This is a genomic window from Klebsiella sp. HN106, from assembly GCF_051209435.1.
GTDB classification, from domain to species: Bacteria; Pseudomonadota; Gammaproteobacteria; order Enterobacterales; family Enterobacteriaceae; genus Klebsiella; species Klebsiella oxytoca.
Genome location: NZ_JBLURD010000014.1, coordinates 40,921 through 60,627, shown reverse-complemented (window position 1 = coordinate 60,627; position 19,707 = coordinate 40,921). Strand labels below are relative to the sequence as shown.

At 41.7% G+C, this 19,707-nt stretch carries 17 protein-coding genes; 5 read left to right on the top strand and 12 right to left on the bottom strand.

Annotated features, from left to right (window positions below; translation table 11 throughout):
• Positions 1 to 2,165 precede the first annotated feature (2,165 nt).
• From ACSIPU_RS24460 to ACSIPU_RS24410, 11 genes are all read right to left on the bottom strand, one after another.
• Entirely contained in the window at positions 2,166 to 4,847 is a 2,682-nt protein-coding gene (locus ACSIPU_RS24460) for a TraC family protein (protein ID WP_000387412.1), read from the bottom strand.
• An 8-nt stretch (positions 4,848 to 4,855) separates the two neighbouring features.
• Entirely contained in the window at positions 4,856 to 5,806 is a 951-nt protein-coding gene (trhV, locus tag ACSIPU_RS24455) for an IncHI-type conjugal transfer lipoprotein TrhV (protein ID WP_001022588.1), read from the bottom strand.
• A 9-nt stretch (positions 5,807 to 5,815) separates the two neighbouring features.
• Complete coding sequence (gene htdT / locus ACSIPU_RS24450) at positions 5,816 to 6,568, bottom strand: protein-disulfide isomerase HtdT (RefSeq protein ID WP_182911723.1); 753 nt, start codon at positions 6,566 to 6,568, stop codon at positions 5,816 to 5,818.
• Positions 6,569 to 6,686: 118 nt separating this feature from the next.
• The gene (locus tag ACSIPU_RS24445; protein WP_000377632.1) at positions 6,687 to 7,169 is read right to left on the bottom strand and encodes a hypothetical protein; all 483 of its coding nucleotides are present in this window, start codon (positions 7,167 to 7,169) and stop codon (positions 6,687 to 6,689) included.
• Positions 7,170 to 7,176: 7 nt separating this feature from the next.
• Positions 7,177 to 8,532, bottom strand: coding sequence for an IncHI-type conjugal transfer protein TrhB (gene trhB / locus ACSIPU_RS24440; protein WP_000351841.1), 1,356 nt, complete (start codon positions 8,530 to 8,532; stop codon positions 7,177 to 7,179).
• Positions 8,522 to 8,983, bottom strand: coding sequence for a plasmid transfer protein HtdO (htdO, locus tag ACSIPU_RS24435; RefSeq protein ID WP_000521242.1), 462 nt, complete (start codon positions 8,981 to 8,983; stop codon positions 8,522 to 8,524). Before htdO ends, trhB begins: the two co-directional genes overlap by 11 nt.
• Position 8,984: 1 nt before the next feature.
• Positions 8,985 to 10,256: a TraK domain-containing protein gene (locus ACSIPU_RS24430; RefSeq protein ID WP_000592092.1), complete on the bottom strand. Its 1,272-nt coding sequence runs from the start codon at positions 10,254 to 10,256 to the stop codon at positions 8,985 to 8,987.
• Complete coding sequence (locus tag ACSIPU_RS24425) at positions 10,256 to 11,044, bottom strand: TraE/TraK family type IV conjugative transfer system protein (protein WP_000783153.1); 789 nt, start codon at positions 11,042 to 11,044, stop codon at positions 10,256 to 10,258. Before ACSIPU_RS24425 ends, ACSIPU_RS24430 begins: the two co-directional genes overlap by 1 nt.
• Positions 11,045 to 11,055: 11 nt before the next feature.
• A complete protein-coding gene (locus ACSIPU_RS24420) occupies positions 11,056 to 11,406 on the bottom strand; it encodes a type IV conjugative transfer system protein TraL (RefSeq protein WP_001447770.1) in 351 nt (116 codons plus the stop codon).
• A gap of 17 nt (positions 11,407 to 11,423) precedes the next feature.
• Positions 11,424 to 11,777 carry a hypothetical protein gene (locus ACSIPU_RS24415; protein WP_000423602.1) on the bottom strand — a complete coding sequence of 118 codons (354 nt, stop codon included), beginning with the start codon at positions 11,775 to 11,777 and terminating at the stop codon, positions 11,424 to 11,426.
• A gap of 1,148 nt (positions 11,778 to 12,925) precedes the next feature.
• Positions 12,926 to 13,801: a RepB family plasmid replication initiator protein gene (locus ACSIPU_RS24410; protein ID WP_000594611.1), complete on the bottom strand. Its 876-nt coding sequence runs from the start codon at positions 13,799 to 13,801 to the stop codon at positions 12,926 to 12,928.
• 476 nt (positions 13,802 to 14,277) lie between these two features.
• Between ACSIPU_RS24410 and ACSIPU_RS24405 the strand changes: the two genes are divergently transcribed.
• From ACSIPU_RS24405 to ACSIPU_RS24390, 4 genes are all read left to right on the top strand, one after another.
• Positions 14,278 to 15,330: a hypothetical protein gene (locus ACSIPU_RS24405; protein WP_001065778.1), complete on the top strand. Its 1,053-nt coding sequence runs from the start codon at positions 14,278 to 14,280 to the stop codon at positions 15,328 to 15,330.
• 19 nt (positions 15,331 to 15,349) lie between these two features.
• Positions 15,350 to 15,550, top strand: coding sequence for a hypothetical protein (locus ACSIPU_RS24400; RefSeq protein ID WP_000594930.1), 201 nt, complete (start codon positions 15,350 to 15,352; stop codon positions 15,548 to 15,550).
• Positions 15,547 to 16,263 (top strand): zinc finger-like domain-containing protein, encoded by a 717-nt coding sequence (locus tag ACSIPU_RS24395; protein WP_000838219.1) that lies wholly within the window; start codon positions 15,547 to 15,549, stop codon positions 16,261 to 16,263. Before ACSIPU_RS24400 ends, ACSIPU_RS24395 begins: the two co-directional genes overlap by 4 nt.
• Positions 16,264 to 16,497: 234 nt before the next feature.
• Entirely contained in the window at positions 16,498 to 17,352 is an 855-nt protein-coding gene (locus ACSIPU_RS24390) for a hypothetical protein (RefSeq protein WP_000970401.1), read from the top strand.
• 8 nt (positions 17,353 to 17,360) lie between these two features.
• Here the strand turns inward: ACSIPU_RS24390 and ACSIPU_RS24385 are convergent, their stop codons facing one another.
• Entirely contained in the window at positions 17,361 to 18,173 is an 813-nt protein-coding gene (locus ACSIPU_RS24385; protein WP_001121574.1) for a DNA adenine methylase, read from the bottom strand.
• A 369-nt stretch (positions 18,174 to 18,542) separates the two neighbouring features.
• On the opposite strand from ACSIPU_RS24385, the gene ACSIPU_RS24380 reads away from it, so the two are divergent.
• Positions 18,543 to 19,706 (top strand): hypothetical protein, encoded by a 1,164-nt coding sequence (locus tag ACSIPU_RS24380; RefSeq protein WP_000114860.1) that lies wholly within the window; start codon positions 18,543 to 18,545, stop codon positions 19,704 to 19,706.
• Position 19,707 lies beyond the last annotated feature (1 nt).

Here is a 19,707-nt window from a genome sequence, read left to right as displayed (position 1 = left end):
TTAAAAGGACTACCCATAATGACGGTTTGAGATGGCGAATAAGGGTTTTTTCTGCCAGCGGCTGACATTGCCCCAGCTTCTGCTCAGTCACACCACGCCTGATTAAATCTTCCGCCAGGTCTTGTTATGACCGAAAATTGTCCGTGCACTAGAGTCGTAAGACCTGCATACAGGAATGAGGCGTAAATCTTTATCAGGTGGCAAGGTTCGCATCATGGGAGCAAGGGTCTTGAACTGGAGGTTAACATCATAAAATCCCAGATTGGCGATTAAGGGTGTTAAATCTGACAGCGACTGAAAGTGCCTTCAGATGCTGCTCAGGTATATTACACCCTGAAAAAATCAAGCATCTGTGCTTGCGAATATCGGAAAAGGCCATGCACCGGTGTCGGCAGACCGGCATGGGCAATGAGACGTTAATCTGTATCAGCTGGCGCATTTCGTATCATGGGAACAAGTGTTAGCAACCCTCTCCAGGACGGAAGGACACTATCAGGACTGATCCCAGTTTGGCGATTAAGGGGGTTAAATCTGCCAGCGGCTGACAGTGCCTTCTGATGCTGCTCAGACATACTATGCACAGATATAATCACCCGTCCGTCCTTGTGATTATCGGAAAAGGCCATGCACCGGAGTCGGCAGACCGGTATGCAGTGATGTGACTTTAATCTTTATCAGCAGGCGCATTTCGTATTAAGGGAGCAAGTGTTAGCAACCCTGCCCAGGACGGAAGGACACTATCAGGACTGAACGCCAGTTTGGCGATTAAGGGGGTTAAATCTGCCAGTGGCTGACAGTGCCTTCTGATGCTGCTCAGACATACTATGCACAGATATAATCACCCGTCCGTCCTTGTGATTATCGGAAAAGGCCATGCACCGGAGTCGGCAAACCGGTATGCAGTGATGTGACTTTAATCTTTATCAGCAGGCGCATTTCGTATTAAGGGAGCCAGTGTTAGCAACCCTGCCCAGGACGGAAGGACACTATCAGGACTGAACGCCAGTTTGGCGATTAAGGGGGTTAAATCTGCAAGCGGATGACAGTGCCCCAGCTGCTGCTCAGTCACACCACGTCCTGATAAAATCTCCTGCCCGGTAATGTGATGACCGAAAAAAGCCCGTGCACTGGTGTCGGCAGACCGGCACGCAGGAATATGACGTTAATCTGTATCAGCAGGTACATCTCGCATTAGGGAGCAAGTGATAGCAACCCCGCCCAGAACTGAAGGCCAGCATGAGGACAGAACCCCAGTTTGGCGATTAAGGGGGTTAAATCCGGCAGCGTGAGTAAGTGCCCGTGCTGTGTTAAAGAAATATTCCCTAAGGACAATCTTCCGCTCGGCCTTTTGTATAAAGTTGTCACCCCGGGAGCGGGGATCACTTTACCTGCTTAGCCTAAATCTTACGTCAATCGCTATCCGGAATTTTAGCTTAATGGTCCTGAGCAAGTTAAAAGGGCTACCCATAATGACGTCCCCAGATGGTGATAAAGGAGTTAATTCCGCCTTCGGCTTACAGTGCCGCAGCTGCTGCTCAGCAACACCACGCCCTGATTAAATCTCCCGCCTGTCCTTGTGATGACCAAAAATAGTCCGTGCACTGGCGTCGTAAGACCGGCATACAGGAATGAGGCGTTAATCTTTATTAGGTGGCAGGATTCGCATCATGGGAGCAAGGGCCCTAGAACTGTAGACTAACATTAGAAAATCACAGTTTGGCGATAAAGGGGGTTAAATAAGTTAAAAGTCTTCGGTGAGCAAATTGGATAAATTTTCAGAAACCAAACCGTTAATAATAAACTTTTAGAAGAATGATTAAAGGATATTAAGTTTTGTATGCAAAATGACACCAGTGATCTGTTTTCACTAATAATGCCGCGCTACTTTGATTACCTTTGGTAAACAAAAATGTAATTTACGTGATTTTCATCTTATAATGTCAGTATTGAAGTTATAAATTTTGTTTACTTAATGCGTACACAACCTAACTGCGATTTGTATTTATGTCACTGTTTTTACACCACATTAATTATAAAACCAAAATTTGCAGCACAGTGATGAACTCATTAAGTCACAACCTCATTTGTTTACTTAAGGCATACAATAAAAAACCAGATTCTTATGAGACATCTGGTTTAATTATTTTTGCTTGAAGATATTTACTCTACGCGGCCAAACCCGCTGCTACTTCTTGAGCATAGAGAATTTCTATTGCCTCGCCATAGCTACAATTCTCGCGGCTTTGAATTTCCCATAATTTACTCCTGTCAGCACTATCCGTAGTAAAACAAAGCTCCATTTTCCGGTCTACGTATAACCGACAGATCTCTTGGAAGTTTTCGAACCTGACTAACATCTCTGAAAACACCTTTTTGACTGTACGAATATTTTTCATACGTTCATATTCTGCATCTGAAGTAGAAAAATATTTATTAGCCTTCATTGCTTCAATGCTTTCTTTTTCTTGTTTCATGATTATCTTCCAAGGCGAGTTAGCAGTCAGGGCCCGGCCAACAGAAGAAGTAAAATAATCTTCAAACGACTGTGTGATACAGATGCCAGCGCAGTTTGTTTTCCTGAACCTACGCCATGCCGCTTCGAGGAAGGAAGAGAAGAATTGGTTTGATTGATTTCCGGCACCTGATGAATTATCAGGACGAATGTACTCCCATGCTTCATCAAGGATGAACAAGCGACGACGCCCATCTTTTTTGATGAACATTGCATGCTGAGCAGCCTGAATGATAGACATTAATACAACTGTCTGAAGGTGGGGGGTGCCTTTTAGCTCCTCCAGTTCCAAAACAATAAATCTGCTGTCGAAGTTGATTGGAGGCAACGTATCGGTAAACCGGTGCCCATAAATTCCACCTTCGCACCATGCTCCGAGTTGCTCCCCAATATCCTTTATACGTTTGTCTTCATGCTTCTTGCAACGCAGAGCAAAGCCGGTTATTGAACCGGTCCGACCTGATTTTCTGGATTCTTGGTACTCTTCTGCAATAAGCTGAAGCATCACTGATTGTTGATAATCATCGATAAGGCCTTTCTCTGAAGCCATAATTTTTAGCTGATTCAAAACCATTATGGTCTGAGCAACTTTGTCTTTTTCTGCATCGTTTGAAGTTGATTCACCGGTAAATTCAGGTGCTTCGTTAAATACATCGTCGTTAACAGTGATGTCAGTTAGGAAGGCAAAGGGATTTAGGGTGAAGTCAGGGGTTTTACCGAAATCAATAAATTGACTGTTTGTATATTGTTCCGCAATCCCCTGGTAAGAACGGCCCACGTCCACAACAAATACTTGAGCACCGTCAGGATCATCATCTGGGTATTCGTTTTCTAAAAAATGCTTAAATGTTGAGCGATAATGAACGAGGTTATTAGATCGCGGTCCAGCTCCAAGATAGTTATTGATTAGATATGCTGTCCAGAATGACTTCCCTGCACCTGACGTTGCACCAATAACCATGTTATAGCTTGCAGAAGTCTTGAAAATATCAAGTCCCATGAGTTGACCTTCACGAGAAACTAAACTCAGTACTGGTCTATCTGTATTACCTTTCCAGGGCCCAAAGATCGGTGTCATATGAGCCGCTCCGGTGTTGCTCACTACTTCGGAACGGTCAAGGTCGAAAATTGTCTTTGGGTCATTGCACATTGGCAGACATGACATAAATGACGGGAAAACGATAAAGGAATCATCTGCTACTTTGACCCGGCTTTCGAGGTAAAAGGATTTGAGATCGTTAGCTGCTGTCTGCACAGAATTGGCATTACTACCCATAACAGTGAAAGTAAGATACCCTCTTAAAAGCTTTGCGCCATCCTCAAGCTCGCGAGTTACGGCCATGTAGTCATTATCCATATCCCGCAGGCGAGGGCAGAATGTGACAACTGAAGGTATACTTGCCTGTTTATTAGTGATTGCTTTGTAGCGGACGTTTTCTTTTGACAACTTGAGCGGATCGGCAAACTGAACAGTCTGAGTGATCATAAATGGGCTGAAAATTGTCTTACGTCCATGCATCCAGTTAACTACTAACTCATACATACAACCGAAATTGACGTATTCAGGAAACTTTACAACGGAAAGTTGTTTGAAGTAACGATGCTCAGATTCGTCGTCACTTTGTGTGACTGATGAGAAATGATTTTCTGTGACTGTATACTTACGGCCGGGAACGTTAACTTGTTCATTAAGCCTTTTCATAGTGTTAACGTCTATGAAACCTTCAGCCCACCGGGAGTTCTTTCCGGGGTTTACGACCTTATCTATACAATAGAGCCAGTTTTCTGCATCGACCTTAAACGGATGCAATCCAATCGTAATTAACTTACTTACAAGTTCAGAGTAAAGTGAATCGATACGCGAATGTTCCAGCTCGGTAGGAAGGGCAGACTGTAAAGGAATCGATAGCGAGATCCATACCTGAAAATCCCTCAACATAAGGTTATCATGATCAGGTTTTAAAGGCTTATGCATACTTCTGTCGTAGTAGTCCAACTGATAACCATTAAGCAGATCTGCTTTAAGCTTATCGTTCCCAGTCATACGCCCACCTCGCACAGCTGACCAAGCACTAAGCTGTAAAGTCAGGTCTGGCAATGCAGTCAGAGATATTTGACAGACAGTATCTGTAGGGAAATCCATTTTGAACATTTCAGCAAGAACATCTTGCTGATTATCAAAAACTCCAGGGGATGGATTACAGATAAACATAAACCCTAATCTGTTGCCATCAATCAAAAAATAGTGAGTCCCTGCTAATTGATCGTAAACAGGGATAAACCCACCTAATTGATGGCGATTTAAACCGCTATTGTAATTATTGATAGCTTCCATATTTGACCTTACAGTTGTCTAACAATGCCGTTCGAAGAGACAGCTTTAGTTGCTTTTTGTTGCTGCTGCATATTTTCCCGGGCCGCATCCTGTACTTCTAAAGGAACTATGCGAGCTGGGTTTGAGGTCGAATTCTTGCCAGCAATCCATGTTTGCGGTTTTACGTTGACATAAACGTAGCCGGGAAGATTAAGCGCATCGTTATCATCGGTATAAGGTGCAAAAGTAATTCTCATTACTTTCCCCTGTTGCAGAACAGCAAGTGGTTCAGGAGCCACTACAGCTTGTTTATAACCTTGCGAACGGTATTGCTGGATCTGCCCAGGGTTGAGAGTCGGGTTAACGGGCTGGCCATTGTAAAGAGAGTACATATCCTTACCAGGGCTGATATCAGAATTAGGTGCAACGTAGCGTGGGGCATTTCCAGCAGAAACCGGATAGCTTGTTTGTTTAACGACTTCCGCAGCCGGATGAACGAAAGGGTTACCAGTTGAAGAGGCAGTGCTATAACTGCTAGTCATCCTTACGTTTGAATTAACCGGTACACCAGAAATAGGCCGTGGTCCAATGGATGAAGTAGGGGCACCCATTTTTAAAGTTTTATCGTACATGACAGGTAACTGACCAACTGGCTTAATTTCGGTTTTTGAATAAGCCACAGGCTGATTTTTAAGGGTAGTAGACTGTGGATATTTGACTTCCCCTGGAGGGCTAATTTCAGTTGGATAACGGCTGTCATTGACAGCCGATTTCTCCTTTCCCGATTCCGACTCTTCCCCCGCCAGTGCAGACAGATCATCTCGATTATTAGTTAACTCCATAACTTCGCGAGGACCTTTACAGATAACGCCCTTTTCAATGCCTGGACATTCGGATTCGGAACTACCGATGGAGCACCCCGTAAGATATGAGGATGTACCTACAACCAGAGCACTGAGTACCAATCTTTTGATGTTCATAAACTAGCCTTAATTTGTCTCAAATGGATTTTTTAAGAGAGGTTCAACGCTTTGGTTCAACCAGTAGTCGAAATCTTTTGGAATGCCATTACCAGCCAAACCATCCTGTCTGACAACTGAAGGTACACCCTGCAATTTATAAATTCCTGCGAGCATCAATGACGCTACCAAAGGTTCCGCCGGACATTCTTCTGCTTCTTTTTGAGAGAGCAATCTTTTTTCAATGTCGGATTTGCTTCCCATTAGCCAACGAAGAATATCGAGGTTGTTTATTTTTCCTTTTTCTTTACTACACCAGAGCCTTCTAAGCTCTTCTTTTGGCTCACCGGGTGAGGGAACTAAAACAATATCTATCCGATACTTGTCCCGATCTGCATAGAATTTCTTAACAAGTTCCATGCAACCGTCACAATCAAGTGTTATGAAAATGGCTGCTTGTCTTTTAAGCTTTGAATTTCCCAGAGGAATGGACGCTACAGTTTCCAGAGGGAAGGGGGCCTCATCAAGACTAATAAAATAGGAATTCCTGATTTCTTCTACAGTCAGAACAGGTTTACGTTTAATTACATCAACAAGGCTTCCCCCAGTAAGGGAGTATCGGCCATCGGTCGTTACTGCCATTAGCTGCGAACGTTCGTCCTGAAAGAGGTATAGCCCACCAGAAGGAATGTATATGGCATCCTTAGGTTTATATCCTTTCATTTTTGATAACACACCCGAGATCTGACTGGGTGAAACGCCACCTTCCTTTGCCTTTGCCATTAACGCAGCAGCATCACTATTAGTTAGGACCTGCTCTGAAGCATAAGTGACCGTATTCGCCATAATGGCGAAAGCCGCCATTAAAGGGAAAAGTAACTTTTTCACTATTGGGTGCCCTCTACTTCTTTGCATTATAAGAACTTGATTGTACCGCTTCAGAGCTATCTTCAAGTTCCATATAAGTGACGATTTCAACACTATCCGGTACAGTAACGGCAAGCGTTGCATCAATAATTAAATAGCCACGGTCACGGTAGATCTTCATTAATGTTCTGAAATATTCTTCGAATTGAGATCTATCATTGTCAGCAGTACGGCCTCCGTGATGCTTGAAAAATTCCTTACGTAATTCAGGCATGTCAAGCACTGCAATCTTGTACGAAGGCTGGGATTGTTTATTGAAGTAATCGTAAACATTCATAAAGCCTTTATAACCATAAATAATGACCAATACGGCAAAGGCGAAGAAAAATAAATACTTCAATATTTTTTCAATATCAATTTCGAAGGTAATTTTTTTTGTTGTCCTTTCTCGCACCATTTTTTTAGTGATTTCAGGTCCAGCTGATTCAGGCGATTCTTTTTTTTCTAAACTATCCATTTAAACCTCAGCGACTGGTCAGATTCGTTGGAATTGTAGTTCCGGTCTGAACGACAAATGTAATAGCTCGGCCAGGGCTAATTTCTACGATTGGCCACTGTTGTTCTGCAATTGCGGTGTAGTAATCGACGAGTCGATTAAGACCACCTTGAGCTGCACCAGCCCCGGCTAATGCCCCAAGTGCACCAAAATTAGGGGACTGATACTGAGCCTGTGAATTAGGGTCGATGTTAAGTGAAGATACCTTACTGGGACTTAAGCTACCGGCAAGTGAAGAAAGTCCACCGGCAAATGCAGCTCCTGCAATTGCGTTACCATTTCGGCTGATAAGCGTGCCTCGGATCCCATTTTTTCCGTCATTTTCACTTACAGCATATGCTTCCAGTTTTACGTCAAAAGCTTTCCCTTTTGAATTAACACAAGAGATAGAAGTGGCACGTATGTAAGCACGCTGTGACGCCAGATCACCAACAGCTGAACCCAGAAGATTACAGTCACGCAAATCCATGGTGAAATTATTGGGCATGATGACATCTTTTTTAATACGCATCGTTACTGGCATTGGTTCTGATTTGGAAGAAAGGCTTGTAGGCGCTTCAAGCCCGGTAATCAGAACACCAGTGATAATAGATGTTGCCGGAAGAAACATTTCATCTTTTCGGGCAGCATGCCGCGCTTTGCTATCAACTGGCGCAGTACCATCACCTCGTACAGTCCGAGTTGGCGCTTTATCTCCTGCAATGACCTCTCTGCCTTCCTTGATTCTGTTTTCAGACACGGGCATAACCTGAATGACACCATCGGTACCATTAGTCTTAATGGAACTTTGTGTGATTGTTCTCATTGGGCTATTACGCGTAGGTGTGATAGAAGCGTAATTAGGGTTTACGCCATTAATCGGCGCATTAGCATTAAGCTGATAAGGAGCTGCCGGTGCCTGCTCATTAATCGTTTTACGCGAACTACCAGCATCCAAGTTACGATTGCCGTTTCGATTTGTCTGCATATCATTAATTTGCTGAGACAGCTGCTGAAGTTGAGAAGTTAAACTTGCAACTTGGGCTTTAGTTTCCTGTTGGGCTTTTTCTGCTTTTTCGCGGTCCTCTTTCGCCGCATTTTGGTCAAGTCGGTTTTGCTTAACCATTTCTTTATATACTTTCTGGCTTTCTTCATTACTCAATTTGTTCATTTGCGAATCATCTAACAACAAATTGGTCTGCATGTCTTTTTTCTGTGTTTTCTTTTCTTTCTTAACTGGTGTGGAAAAAATAGACTGGCTAATAATATAAACAATCACTACCAGCAGAGCGCCAATAACAGAAAGTCTGACGGTCTTATTTTCCCAGGCCTTTTTAATGTCCATGATTAGCTCCACTTGTAGGTTTCTGGAATCGTTTAATTTTTAGATTTCGTTCGCTGTCAGACATCTGAGGAACGATATAGGGTTCACCTGCTCTGGCCCAGTTTTCACGAACAGATGGATGATTCATTTCAGCTTTATCTATCTGGCTCGTTCTAGATATTTCATGTTTGTAATTAGGTTCCAAAACGTTACTTTTGTGATAGTCAAAAGCATTCTCCTCATTAATATTGCCCTCTCCTACAAATTTATCAATAAGAGTTGGATCGTTCATTATTACTGTCTGAACGGGAAAAGCGTTACTGCCATCTTCGATACTAATGGGTGCGTCCGGAACGATTAATACACTCCTTTTTGGTATATATTCTGACCTGTAGTAAAAGCTGGTTAAAGCAAATACGACAAAACCAATCACGGTGGCCCCAAGCAGAGCAGGCAAAGTAACTTTTCCCATATTATTTTCTGATTAGACTTGGTCTGGTTGTAACCCGGGCCTCGCGTTCCTTGAACAATTTATCCCGGACTATGTAAAGCTCTGTTTCTTCTCCCGGTTGCAGGTATGCTTTATCAAATAAAGCACTTGCAATAACGCCTTCTGCCATACACTGCTGATCAGCAACGATTTGACCGTATGGTTTATCGTTTTTCACAAGAATTACATCAATAAGTTCACGTGAGCCAACCAGTCTCTGACCGAGCTTTGCATACATATTAAAGTTACATGGTGACTGCTCTGGCGCAGGAATACGAGAAAGTCGGTCCTGTTGTAAACTGAATCCTGAAGGGACCTCACCAAGAGCCACAGGAGTCAATAAATCAATGATTCTTTGTTTATGATCGTCTTGTTTTGGATCCGTTGGAGCCAGTTCTTCTGACTGGGAGCGGGCCAACATTTCCTCATAGTTTTGCTTATCCAATGAGGTTTCACGTTTGGCTTGCATAGATGGGCTTAAAGATGTAGTAACTGAAATCATCGCACCGGGAACATCAAGCGGTACCAGGGTCAGGTTATAGGTCGATTCAGGTACCTGATCTTCAGACAACATAATCCCGATTGGTTTATCGGTATTAGTTGAAATAAAGACATCGCCACCATTAACAAATATGCTTGCCTCTTCAGCAGGGGTAGAAGTACTGACAGAAGCATTCTTGAAGCTGGTCGATATTCTGTTTTGAAGTCCTCGTGAAACTGGCAGTACCACATTCCCACCAGGCGGCACATTTACACGCTGAACTTCTTTATATCGGTTACGAGCTTCGACATAAAGTTCATCGGCTTTTGACGTGGCGGTCGCATTGGTTGCATTCTGCTGGGAAGAGGTACCTGTTGGTCTCCCATAGCTATCAATTGCACCAGATCGGGTCTGTGCGTCAAATCCGGGGAGACTAGGATTATTTGATAATGCTCCAGTAATAGCGCTTACCGCAGGCGAAGCATTGCTGGCTGGGGAAAGTTGCACGGTAGGGAGATCAGTTGTAGGTTTTTGTCCCTGCGCATTACCGGCTTCACTAAGGTTTGTTTGTGCACCTGACTGTTCAGAACCAGCTTGACCCGGAATAATGGCTTTTGCAGCTCCATTCTGAAATCCGTCAGCACCAACTGGCATTACAACCGGGTTATTAATTGTTGCTGGCAATTGGTATTCTTCAGCGATTACGCAGTTCGAAGTCGTGAGCATGATCAATGCTGTAATTGCGTTGAAGCCTAAGCCCTTTTTTTTAATCATCACTTGTTACCTGTAGACGGTGGCGGATTATCCAGCGTTGCCAGTTGCTCTTTGCCGTTTATCGTAATTTTTTTAATATTCGGTGTTCCGGAATATTGATTTACATATGCAATTCTTGGGCGACCATTTTTCATCCCGAGAACCCATTCATAAGTCCATTTCGATGATTCAGTTTTGTCCGGAACATTTACAAGTCGAGTCGTTTTGGTACCCCAGACATAGACCATGTCATTTTTTGGATCAAAGTAAATATCATTAGGCTTAAAGGTCTGCTCAACACCACGAGCCTGCATGATATTTATCTGCTCCTGTAAAGACTCACTCGTTTTAGCCTGTAGTTCAGGTGAAAGGGCATCGAGGACATAGGCCGTCACAAAGGAAATATTAGTTGGATTAATATTCCCTAAAAGGGTACTAAAAAAGAGAGCCCATTGTGTTTTATAAGATTCCGATGCTTTGTTACCAACAACCGTGATCTCTTCATTCATGTTTGGAGGGGTAACAATCGTCACTGGGTCAGTGAAAAAAAGAATCTTTGCAACCAATAACCCAATGACGGCTATTGAAACAGTATTAATGCGGATAAGTTTTGTATCACGATTAATCAGGGCGCTGTATGTAATTCCAGCACCTGACGCTTCAGCTTGTGGGCTAAATCGTTTTTTAATGTCCAAAAAACGTCCCTTAGCACTTTCATCTTTCTTTACGTATGACTGTTCAAGATCACCGTTTTCATCCTTTTTAGATTTTTTGAAAAAAGGGATGTTAATGCCACTTAGCATTTTCATTCATAGCTCCATCAAGAATACAAATCTCTGATAAATGGATCGTTGAAATAACGGCTACTAAAAACTGCTTTACCTGGCAAAAAACCGAGCCACCAGAGTTTGTGTTTTAGCAATCCTCTTATTCCTGACTCAGCTGCTTTGTTATACGCAATCCAATACACAACCGCTGCTACAACAGAAAACCCGAAGCATTCGAAGATATTCCCAAATGCAACCAGAATGAATGCAAGCCCTAATTTTTTGGCATCCCAAAACAAAATCAGTAGAGGCATGTTGATCCTGAAAGGGAATCTATAGGTATGCTGAGGAACGTCGTTCTGCTTACTCATTAAAAATCCAGAGAGGGGGATGAACCCCCTCATGCATGATTAACAATAAATTACAGCGGTACGCCAGCATCCATAAAGGTGCTGATAATTTTCTCGCCGTTGGCCATTACCAGCATCATGAATAATGAAACCAGTGCCAGGCCCGGGTTAGGCTTAAGGACAGAGAAATATACGCTTGAGATCAACATCGCGGCTGCCAGAATTTTGCCCGGAGCTCCAGTCATACTTTCACTCATGTATGACCAAATATCTCCCAGTGCCCCATCATCTGAACCCGCATATGCCAGACCGCAAAAAAGCACGGTCAGCAGAACAAACAAAATCACTTTTGCGCTTTTTGTTTTAAAAAGTGCAGCCGTGTTAGATTTCTTTTCACTAAGGCCAATATTTAAAGAAAGTTCCATAATTACTCCGTGTAGATTTGAGTTCACGTAAACGCGAATGAATAATACTTTTTTATTCCGATCCTTCCGTTCGCATAAACCCCCTTTTTTTAACGTTTAGCGATTGGTGAATTTTTAAGCAAAGGGCCTAAAGCATAATCTTTGAAAGGTACCAGTGAACGCTTAGTAAAAGTTTGAAAGAGGGGAGGGGGTAAGATTACGTTAAGCTCAATCCTGAAGCTGATGAGACTCCTCAAGCATAAAAGTCACTTTTGATGGTTTGAAAAGCTCTAACTAGATATCGGGCAGGTAACTAAGCTTCATATCTAATCTTTTTTGTTCCCTTATTATCTATCTCTTGATTCTGAGAAGGCCGCATATCACTGTGCTCCCTGGTTCGGCAACTATCAGTTGGAGAAACTACATACAATCCTCGGGCCGGTGCGTCATTCATCTAAATGCCTTTTACACCTCTGGGCGTGAGTGGGACTTTGTCTTGTCCATACGAACATCATTCATTCGAATGCTTTTGGCCAATGCTATTTAAGCAAATGCTTTCTGGCTGAGTCCTTTTGCGAATGAGTCTTTGATATAACTGCATGAATTTTGGGTTGTTTGGTGTACTAACAAAACAAAGGCATTTCTTTGAATGCCATTGGAGTTGTGATGCTTCTGATATTTTTTTGATCTCATATCAAGCACATAGTCCTTCTGATGCCCAATGTCATAGATGTCTTGGACCATTCTCGCTCTTAACAAAGCTGAACTGTGTGTCATTCGACCTAATGCCATTCACCAAAATGCCTTTTTATACCACTGCATAGCTATGCTCGGGATACAGTGGCAAACAAAAGCATTTCAATGAATGAATTTTTGGGATACCGACATCAAAAGCATTTGTATGAATGTAAGAGGCGTAATCCACAAAAGGCATTCACGTGAATAGAGTGCGCACGAAACCATCTTGCTCAACGGCATTTAATGAATGGGCTAGCATGTACGCTTGAGTCAGAAAGGCATACAGATGAATAGTCAGGAGTTCGTTTGAAAAGTTACTTTTTTGCACATTAAGCCGAGATGTAAGACCAGTAGTAAAAGAAGCACTAAGCATAGCACTGATAAATAACTTATTTTTCAGCAGGTTATAACCAGTGCATACCAGATAGCTTTCAACCTTGTTTGGCAAGGGCCAGCTTAGGGCTTCTTTTGAAGATCTGAAATTGTATGTCGCGACCTTTCTTAACTTCTTGATAATCGAGATATCCGATAGATTCAAGTTCCCGCATTGCTTTACGAATTATCTGGTTTTGCGTACGAATAGGGGTTGTAAGAAGCAACCTTTCCCTCAACCGTTTCATATTAACGAACAACGTACCAGCTGGCATTGCTTCAAAATAAATATAGAGAGATTGCGCAGCTTCTTTTTTAGCCAAAATGTATAGAACCTGAAGGCTTAACAATGTCTTATGGTCGTAACGATACAGTTCCCACATAGAAGGATCCCCAACCAGCTCAACAGTATCGCTTTTTGGATCAATCATAGCCTTCTGCACCAGATGCGTTACTGTGAACCGACCACTACGAGAGTCTGAGAAGGCAAGCACTACCGATGCAAGGTTCATTAATGACTCTTTAAAGCGCGCACGAGTTCGTTTGTTGATGTTTGTTGAACTGATACCACACATCTTCGCAAACTCGTTAAAAGTCAGGCTAATCTTCTCGGAAGTAAAACCATATTTACTGAAAGCCATGATGATCCCGAGCCAGCACTTAAAGTCGGTAGACATAGATAGTTTGACACCAGTTATCTTGATGTCGTCATAACCCTCCGATCTTGCAATTTCCATACACGAAAGCTCATCAGAGGCATCAACTTCAAAGTTTCGGTCGCGGTTTTCTTTTGTGCCGACAGGGGTAAATACACTCAATCTCAGCAGGGCCACGGGCTGAACCGACTTGGACGAGTTAGGCGTCAGTTGATAAGTCTTACCTGATTCATTACTGGTTACGTCAAAAGGATGGATTAACTCGTTGTTTTTAATCATTAACTTAACTCGTCGGTGATAAGATTTTCATTTGGCAAACTGTTTATAACATATTCTTGCAAATGCTTTTTACGCATTTACCTAAATGCCATAAGCATTCCAGTAAATGCCTTCCTTATTCATTCAAATGCTTTTCGCATGCATCCGAATGCCGGATCCTTTCATAAAGTTACTATAATCAATGAGTTAAAGATGCCGTGATCTTTACTTGAACTCTATTGATCTTTAGTGATCTAAAGAATTGATCTAACCTGTTGAAAACAATGATAAGTCCATATAAAACAAGGAATAGCGCTCCTTTATCAATATCTACAGATCGCAAACGGAAATGAAAGTGGGTTTACTATCATTGTTTTATTCAAGACAGTTTTTATTTTAATTTTATTAAGCAAATTTTTTGAGTTTACCTTTTAGATGTATCAGCCCTATTTGGCAAATTTGAGGTTCATGTATCATGTAGTAAACAGGAGGAAGATATGAACAACAGCAAACATACAGTCATTGAAGTGGATACTAATCTAGTTGAAATTGAAAAGGGATTTAATCCCCGAGAGGCGGTAATCGGAGATTTGTGTTACGAACAAGAACCTGTCAAATCGATGATTGTGTCAATCAAACAAGCCTTTAAGGAAGGAAGGCAGGTTGATATGATCAAGGTCGTAAAAAGAAAAGGTAAATATTTAGTTCGTCAAGGTCATACTCGTTTTCATGGCTTAAAATTAGCAATTTCTGAAGGTGCTAATATTCCAAAATTATCTGTTATCTTAATCGATTATAAAAACGAAATTGAAGAATACCTTGAGAACCTCGATGGTAACAGAAGCAATGGGCTAAATCCGGTTGGGCAAGCTCATGCATTAGCTCATGCTGTTAGTCTCGGGTATTCGGTTGAAGAACTAGCAATGCGATATCAACGATCAACTACCGCAATTCGTAATATGCTAAAAATCCTTGATATGCCATTAGAGCTTCAACGTTTGATTAGCCTAAATCTAATCAAAAAAACGCTCGCCATTGAAATAATGTTAAAATATTCCAACGATCACAAAATGGTTTTAAAACATATAGAAGGTTTCTTACCTGGCGTTAAGAATATTGAGACTACAACGAGCAAAATTGTAGGCATACCTGAACACAATGCAGCTGGAGCAGGACCAGACACCTTAAATAAAGGCGGACCAGAAAAGAAAAATTCGGCAGTCACACGTAAGACTTTGGGTATTAAGCGCCTCTCGCATAAGAAAACAGAACGGCTAAAATCTGAATTTCTTGAGCTTGTGGAAAGTACACATACGGAATCTATAACGAATACTCAAACAGAACTAAAATTTGGTAGAGATAGTGCACACTTGTTCAAAAATGTTGATAGTAAAAATGTAATATTTTCTGATGATGGTGTTCAAATAATCTTGAATGATGAAAAGCTAAATATTTTATTGTCTTTACTTAACGACGAAAATACAGCAATCATTCTTTCTAAACCAAAATTAGAAGAGCTTCTGGAAATTCGAGATCTCCTTAAGGAATAAAAAACCGAGGATTAGTTGAGTGATTAAACCTATAAAGCTGACTCTTATCGATAATTATAATGATTTGCTTCTAACTCATGAAGTCCTTAAACGCAACATGGAAGAGTTAGAACACGGTAAACGTTTTGACCAATTTCCTGAAGGGCATGACCACTATGAAAAAACTGTGAAAGAAGCTGTAGCAATCGTAGAGGCACGTTTGGAGGTGTTTCGAAAATGAAATCTCTTTTCTTTACTCTTGATGGTCATATGGTACCAGCCTCAGTGAATGTATCCCTTAACGGAGATGGAAATTATTATGCACCTATCGAAAGAGAATGTAACGAATGTGCGGGCACAGGCCACAAAGGGGCTGATGTATGTGAAAAGTGTCATGGGGTACAAACAGTTGGACCCATTATTGAAAAATTAGTGGTACTAGAGCCAATTACCTTTCTCGATAACATTCCGGAACTGCGTGTTAACCCAACACTCGAAGCATGGAAATCCAGAAACCACGTACTTATTGAGAAAGCAAAAAAGGCTAACACTAAGTTTTCTAATAGTATATTGGCGCAACTAGACAATAACCGTTTTTTGACAGAACGCCAGCTGGATTGTTTCTTTACAACCTTTGATGTGATGTTGTCTGAAACTCCGGAAAATGAACAAGAAATTTTAAAACATAGCTACAATATCGGCCAGGTCATAAGCATTGAACTAACATTTACTGAAGTCAGGGCCGCGTACGCAAAAAGTAAAGGGAGTTATTTTTTTACATTTACTGGTAAAGTTAGAAATGACGGGATCGCTTTAACGGCCGATAAACAGGATCACATTTTATTGGGTGAACGTTATCATTTGACTGGAAAAGTCAGAAAATTCTATGATTTTGATTCGAAAAATTATGCTGCAATAACAGTTTTTAAGTTAAGTAAACTCCAAGACAGTTAAATGTTTTACTGCTTAAATATAGAGCCAAGACTTAAACTGTCGTTAGGACTCACTCACGTAATATTGTTGCTTACGCAATGGGTTTTATCCCTCATAAAGATCTGCGAGTATAAATCTTTTACATTTAAATTCCCCTCTATCACAACCTTTTCAATAGTAAAAAAATGATAATCTTATTAATTATAATTTTTAATTTTTTGTATACCAATACCATACAGTTAAGGCTAAAAGGTGATGATGGAGATGGACTTTAAAATGCACAATGATCTGGGTCTCGGTTTCATTTGTAAAAATGCAAGAACATCGTCAAAGCCAACGTTAAGAAAAGTTACTTTTCCGGTAAGCGCATATGAAACGTCTAAGCTTTCTTTAACCGGTTTTCAATGCCCCACAGCCTGCCGATTTCCTTTTTTTGTGCTATGCATGATAATCCATAACCATCTTTCGTCTGCATGCCCTATCAACCAAAATGAATGTTCAAATCATATATCGCAATTTTCTATCGACATTAAAGTACAAGATTGGCTTAGCCGTTCAAGAGTAGCGTTTATTGATTTCCATAATCTAAGAAATACAGATAAAACCACATTAATAACAGTGGAACATCTTGAAGCTTTACTTACTGTTATGTCAACTACTCTTGTCGCTTACGCTCCATATTCAAAAAAGAGACTTAACTTTAGCTTTCTAAATTCATTTACTTTGTCTAAAACTTCTCAAAGTTACACATTAACTTTCCCGGTAGTTCTCAGTCCGCTTTTAGATGCTCTTGGCGGTTTCATTCAGGAATGCATAACCGAAAAATTGTTAAAACGACGAAATTCGAATTTCATGGTTTACGAGTATCTTAAACGTTCAGGCCAGAGCTCTCATAAAGTGGAGGACATTAATAACGACTTACAGCTTAAAACTCTAAATATAAGACTTATGAGCGTCCTTACTGGGCTTTCTCAGCAAGGACTCATTTCATTTATTTGCGAAGGAAAGAGGGGCGACCGGAGAATAGAAGAGCTTCAGTTTATACCTTATGTTCAACGAACTCACCCTGAGGTATTAACTTTTCAGGAATGGATTAGCCCCGTTGATTAGAATTAACTCTATTTCAGCACGGCCAGTATTTCTGTTTCCGTTTTCCGTGTATTTGGCTTACTTCCTACGGATCGGTAAGCGCTGAGTCTGTGTATGACGAATCCACGCTCTTCATAGAGGCCCAAAGTGAATGGTGTCAGGCTATTTGATATCGCAACAGCAGCGCCTTTTCTGTGAGCGTCAACGAGCATATTTGCTAACAGCACGTGGTCGCTTTGGCTGAACGGTTTACCATCGTAACTGACAAAACTAGTTTTGCTTGTTTTGTCATATGGCGGATCACAATAAATCTGATCTCCTTCGCCGGTTGCGGCCAGAGTCTCCTCAAAACCAGCGGTGATCAGTTCAATACCTGAAAGACGAAATGAAAGGTAGTCTATTTTATTGAAGTCAAGCTTCAGTTCTGTATGTTTCCCCCAGGGCACTGAATAGATTCTTTCTGAGTTATAGCGGCACATACCGTTATAGCCCAGGCGATTCAGGGAGTAAAACAAAGCCGCTCTTTGAAGCGGTTGACCAGAAATACAGGTTTTGTTGAAACGGTCCCTCATCTCATAGTAGTCCTTTTCGACAAAGGTTTTATCCGCTAGGTTTTGGACCTGATTTATAAAGTTAGTTTTCTGTCTTTGAATAGTCCTGTATAGGTTGATCAAGTCTGGATTGCTATCTGCAAGCAATGCATTTTGTGCAAACATGTTCAGAAAAACGGCACCACCGCCTATAAAGGGTTCTACCCACCGGCAACTATGATCGTGTGGGTAGTGATGGCTGATGAAAGGCATCAGTTTCGTTTTTCCACCAGCCCATTTGATTATCGGCATGTGTCTGAGATGTCGAGTCAAAGTGTCTATACCTGAGAGAGAAATTTAGGTGCTGGTATCGTACCTAACCACGGGCTTTAACTAATAACTTAGGGAGCAAAAAAAAGTTGTTTAAGACGCACAGTTTTGACTTTCAGCATTGCGGATTTATAAGATTTTTCCTCACTGATACCTGAACTTTATGTTTTGGATTTATGTCTTTGTTTATGAAGCGATTTTGATGCCATCACAAGAAATGGGGAGCCCTCTTTTTTTGTGAAAAATCAGAATAGGCTCAAAAAGTACCTTTTTTGCGAAAAATTATGGATTTTTTTTTCGGTAGTATCCCCGCTACGCAGAAAGTAAGCAGAAAAATGTAACGGAGCCCCTATGAGTGTTTTACTGACAGAACCTACACAGCAAGCTAATGACAAGGTCTTTAAAACGGCCCATGTTGCCTTTTCAGTAGTTACTGGCACAGGTCGTTACGTCACTGGGCTTAAACAGTTCCGTGATGCAAACCCTGAACTTTGTACTGAAGTAAGTGACCAGAAAGCATGGGCTATCCACCCTTCAGTAATTCAGGTCACGCCAGGCTTCAACTCCCGCGAAATGGGAATGGGTGACGATTACTATAAGCTCCCTGAGGTTGAAGAACACATCTACAACATCAAGAATGCCTACATTCGAGGTGACTATGTAGACCCTATCCGAGTACGTGTCATTGATGGGGTACCTTTTGTTCGCCAGGGGCACTGCCGTTTAAAAGCCGCAATGATGGCATGTGATGAAGATCATGACATCACAATCCTTTGCGTTGAGATTAAAGAAGATGAAATTGGCTGTGAGCTCGCGACCATTGATGGTAACCGTGGTCTTGCGCTTTCTCCTGTTGCGCTTGGCGAGTCCTATCGTCGCCTACATTCTCTTGCTGGCTGGTCACTCGAACGAATTGCTCAACGTGAAAATAAAAGCCCGACGACCATCAGTTCTCTTATCCGCCTGACAACCTGTTCTGTTGTTATCAAGAAATGGATTCATGCTGACGCTATTTCGTATGTTAACGTGCTTTCACTGATCGATGAGCTCGGTGAAACAGAAGCAATTTCACGTATCAAGAAGATGATCGCGGAACTTGAGCAGGCCGATGCGAATGGCATCACGGTGAAAAAAACCCAACATGGTCAGGTACGAGTCAGACCTTCAGACTTCAAGCCAGCACGGATTCCGCCGGTTATTGCCACAAAAGCCGTAGAAGGCGTCAAACTCATCACCACCAGCTTATTACAGAAACTGGGGGATATTGAATTGCCGGAGATGACAGATTCAAGTGCTGACGAAGAAATCAACATTACGTTGAACCGCAGTACTCTGGAGATGCTGAGAAATCTTTCAAAAGAGATCACAGAATCAGAGAACAAGCAGCTTCGCCGTGCGGAGAATCGTCAGGCAAAACTTAATGGTGAGAAGCCAAAATACCCACGTAAAAAAAATGCTAAGAAGGCAGGGGAAGAGACCGATCAGGATACTGACCCACAGCCGGACGCAGAATAAT

Excerpts from the sequence above, each read along its gene's own strand:
- ACSIPU_RS24460 (WP_000387412.1), bottom strand. The coding sequence starts at position 4,847 with ATGGAAGCTATCAATAATTACAATAGCGGTTTAAATCGCCATCAATTA.
- trhV (WP_001022588.1), bottom strand. The coding sequence starts at position 5,806 with ATGAACATCAAAAGATTGGTACTCAGTGCTCTGGTTGTAGGTACATCC.
- htdT (WP_182911723.1), bottom strand. The coding sequence starts at position 6,568 with ATGGCAAAGGCAAAGGAAGGTGGCGTTTCACCCAGTCAGATCTCGGGT.
- ACSIPU_RS24445 (WP_000377632.1), bottom strand. The coding sequence starts at position 7,169 with ATGGATAGTTTAGAAAAAAAAGAATCGCCTGAATCAGCTGGACCTGAA.
- trhB (WP_000351841.1), bottom strand. The coding sequence starts at position 8,532 with ATGGACATTAAAAAGGCCTGGGAAAATAAGACCGTCAGACTTTCTGTT.
- htdO (WP_000521242.1), bottom strand. The coding sequence starts at position 8,983 with ATGGGAAAAGTTACTTTGCCTGCTCTGCTTGGGGCCACCGTGATTGGT.
- ACSIPU_RS24430 (WP_000592092.1), bottom strand. The coding sequence starts at position 10,256 with ATGATTAAAAAAAAGGGCTTAGGCTTCAACGCAATTACAGCATTGATC.
- ACSIPU_RS24425 (WP_000783153.1), bottom strand. The coding sequence starts at position 11,044 with ATGAAAATGCTAAGTGGCATTAACATCCCTTTTTTCAAAAAATCTAAA.
- ACSIPU_RS24420 (WP_001447770.1), bottom strand. The coding sequence starts at position 11,406 with ATGAGGGGGTTCATCCCCCTCTCTGGATTTTTAATGAGTAAGCAGAAC.
- ACSIPU_RS24415 (WP_000423602.1), bottom strand. The coding sequence starts at position 11,777 with ATGGAACTTTCTTTAAATATTGGCCTTAGTGAAAAGAAATCTAACACG.
- ACSIPU_RS24410 (WP_000594611.1), bottom strand. The coding sequence starts at position 13,801 with ATGATTAAAAACAACGAGTTAATCCATCCTTTTGACGTAACCAGTAAT.
- ACSIPU_RS24405 (WP_001065778.1), top strand. The coding sequence starts at position 14,278 with ATGAACAACAGCAAACATACAGTCATTGAAGTGGATACTAATCTAGTT.
- ACSIPU_RS24395 (WP_000838219.1), top strand. The coding sequence starts at position 15,547 with ATGAAATCTCTTTTCTTTACTCTTGATGGTCATATGGTACCAGCCTCA.
- ACSIPU_RS24390 (WP_000970401.1), top strand. The coding sequence starts at position 16,498 with ATGATGGAGATGGACTTTAAAATGCACAATGATCTGGGTCTCGGTTTC.
- ACSIPU_RS24385 (WP_001121574.1), bottom strand. The coding sequence starts at position 18,173 with ATGCCGATAATCAAATGGGCTGGTGGAAAAACGAAACTGATGCCTTTC.
- ACSIPU_RS24380 (WP_000114860.1), top strand. The coding sequence starts at position 18,543 with ATGAGTGTTTTACTGACAGAACCTACACAGCAAGCTAATGACAAGGTC.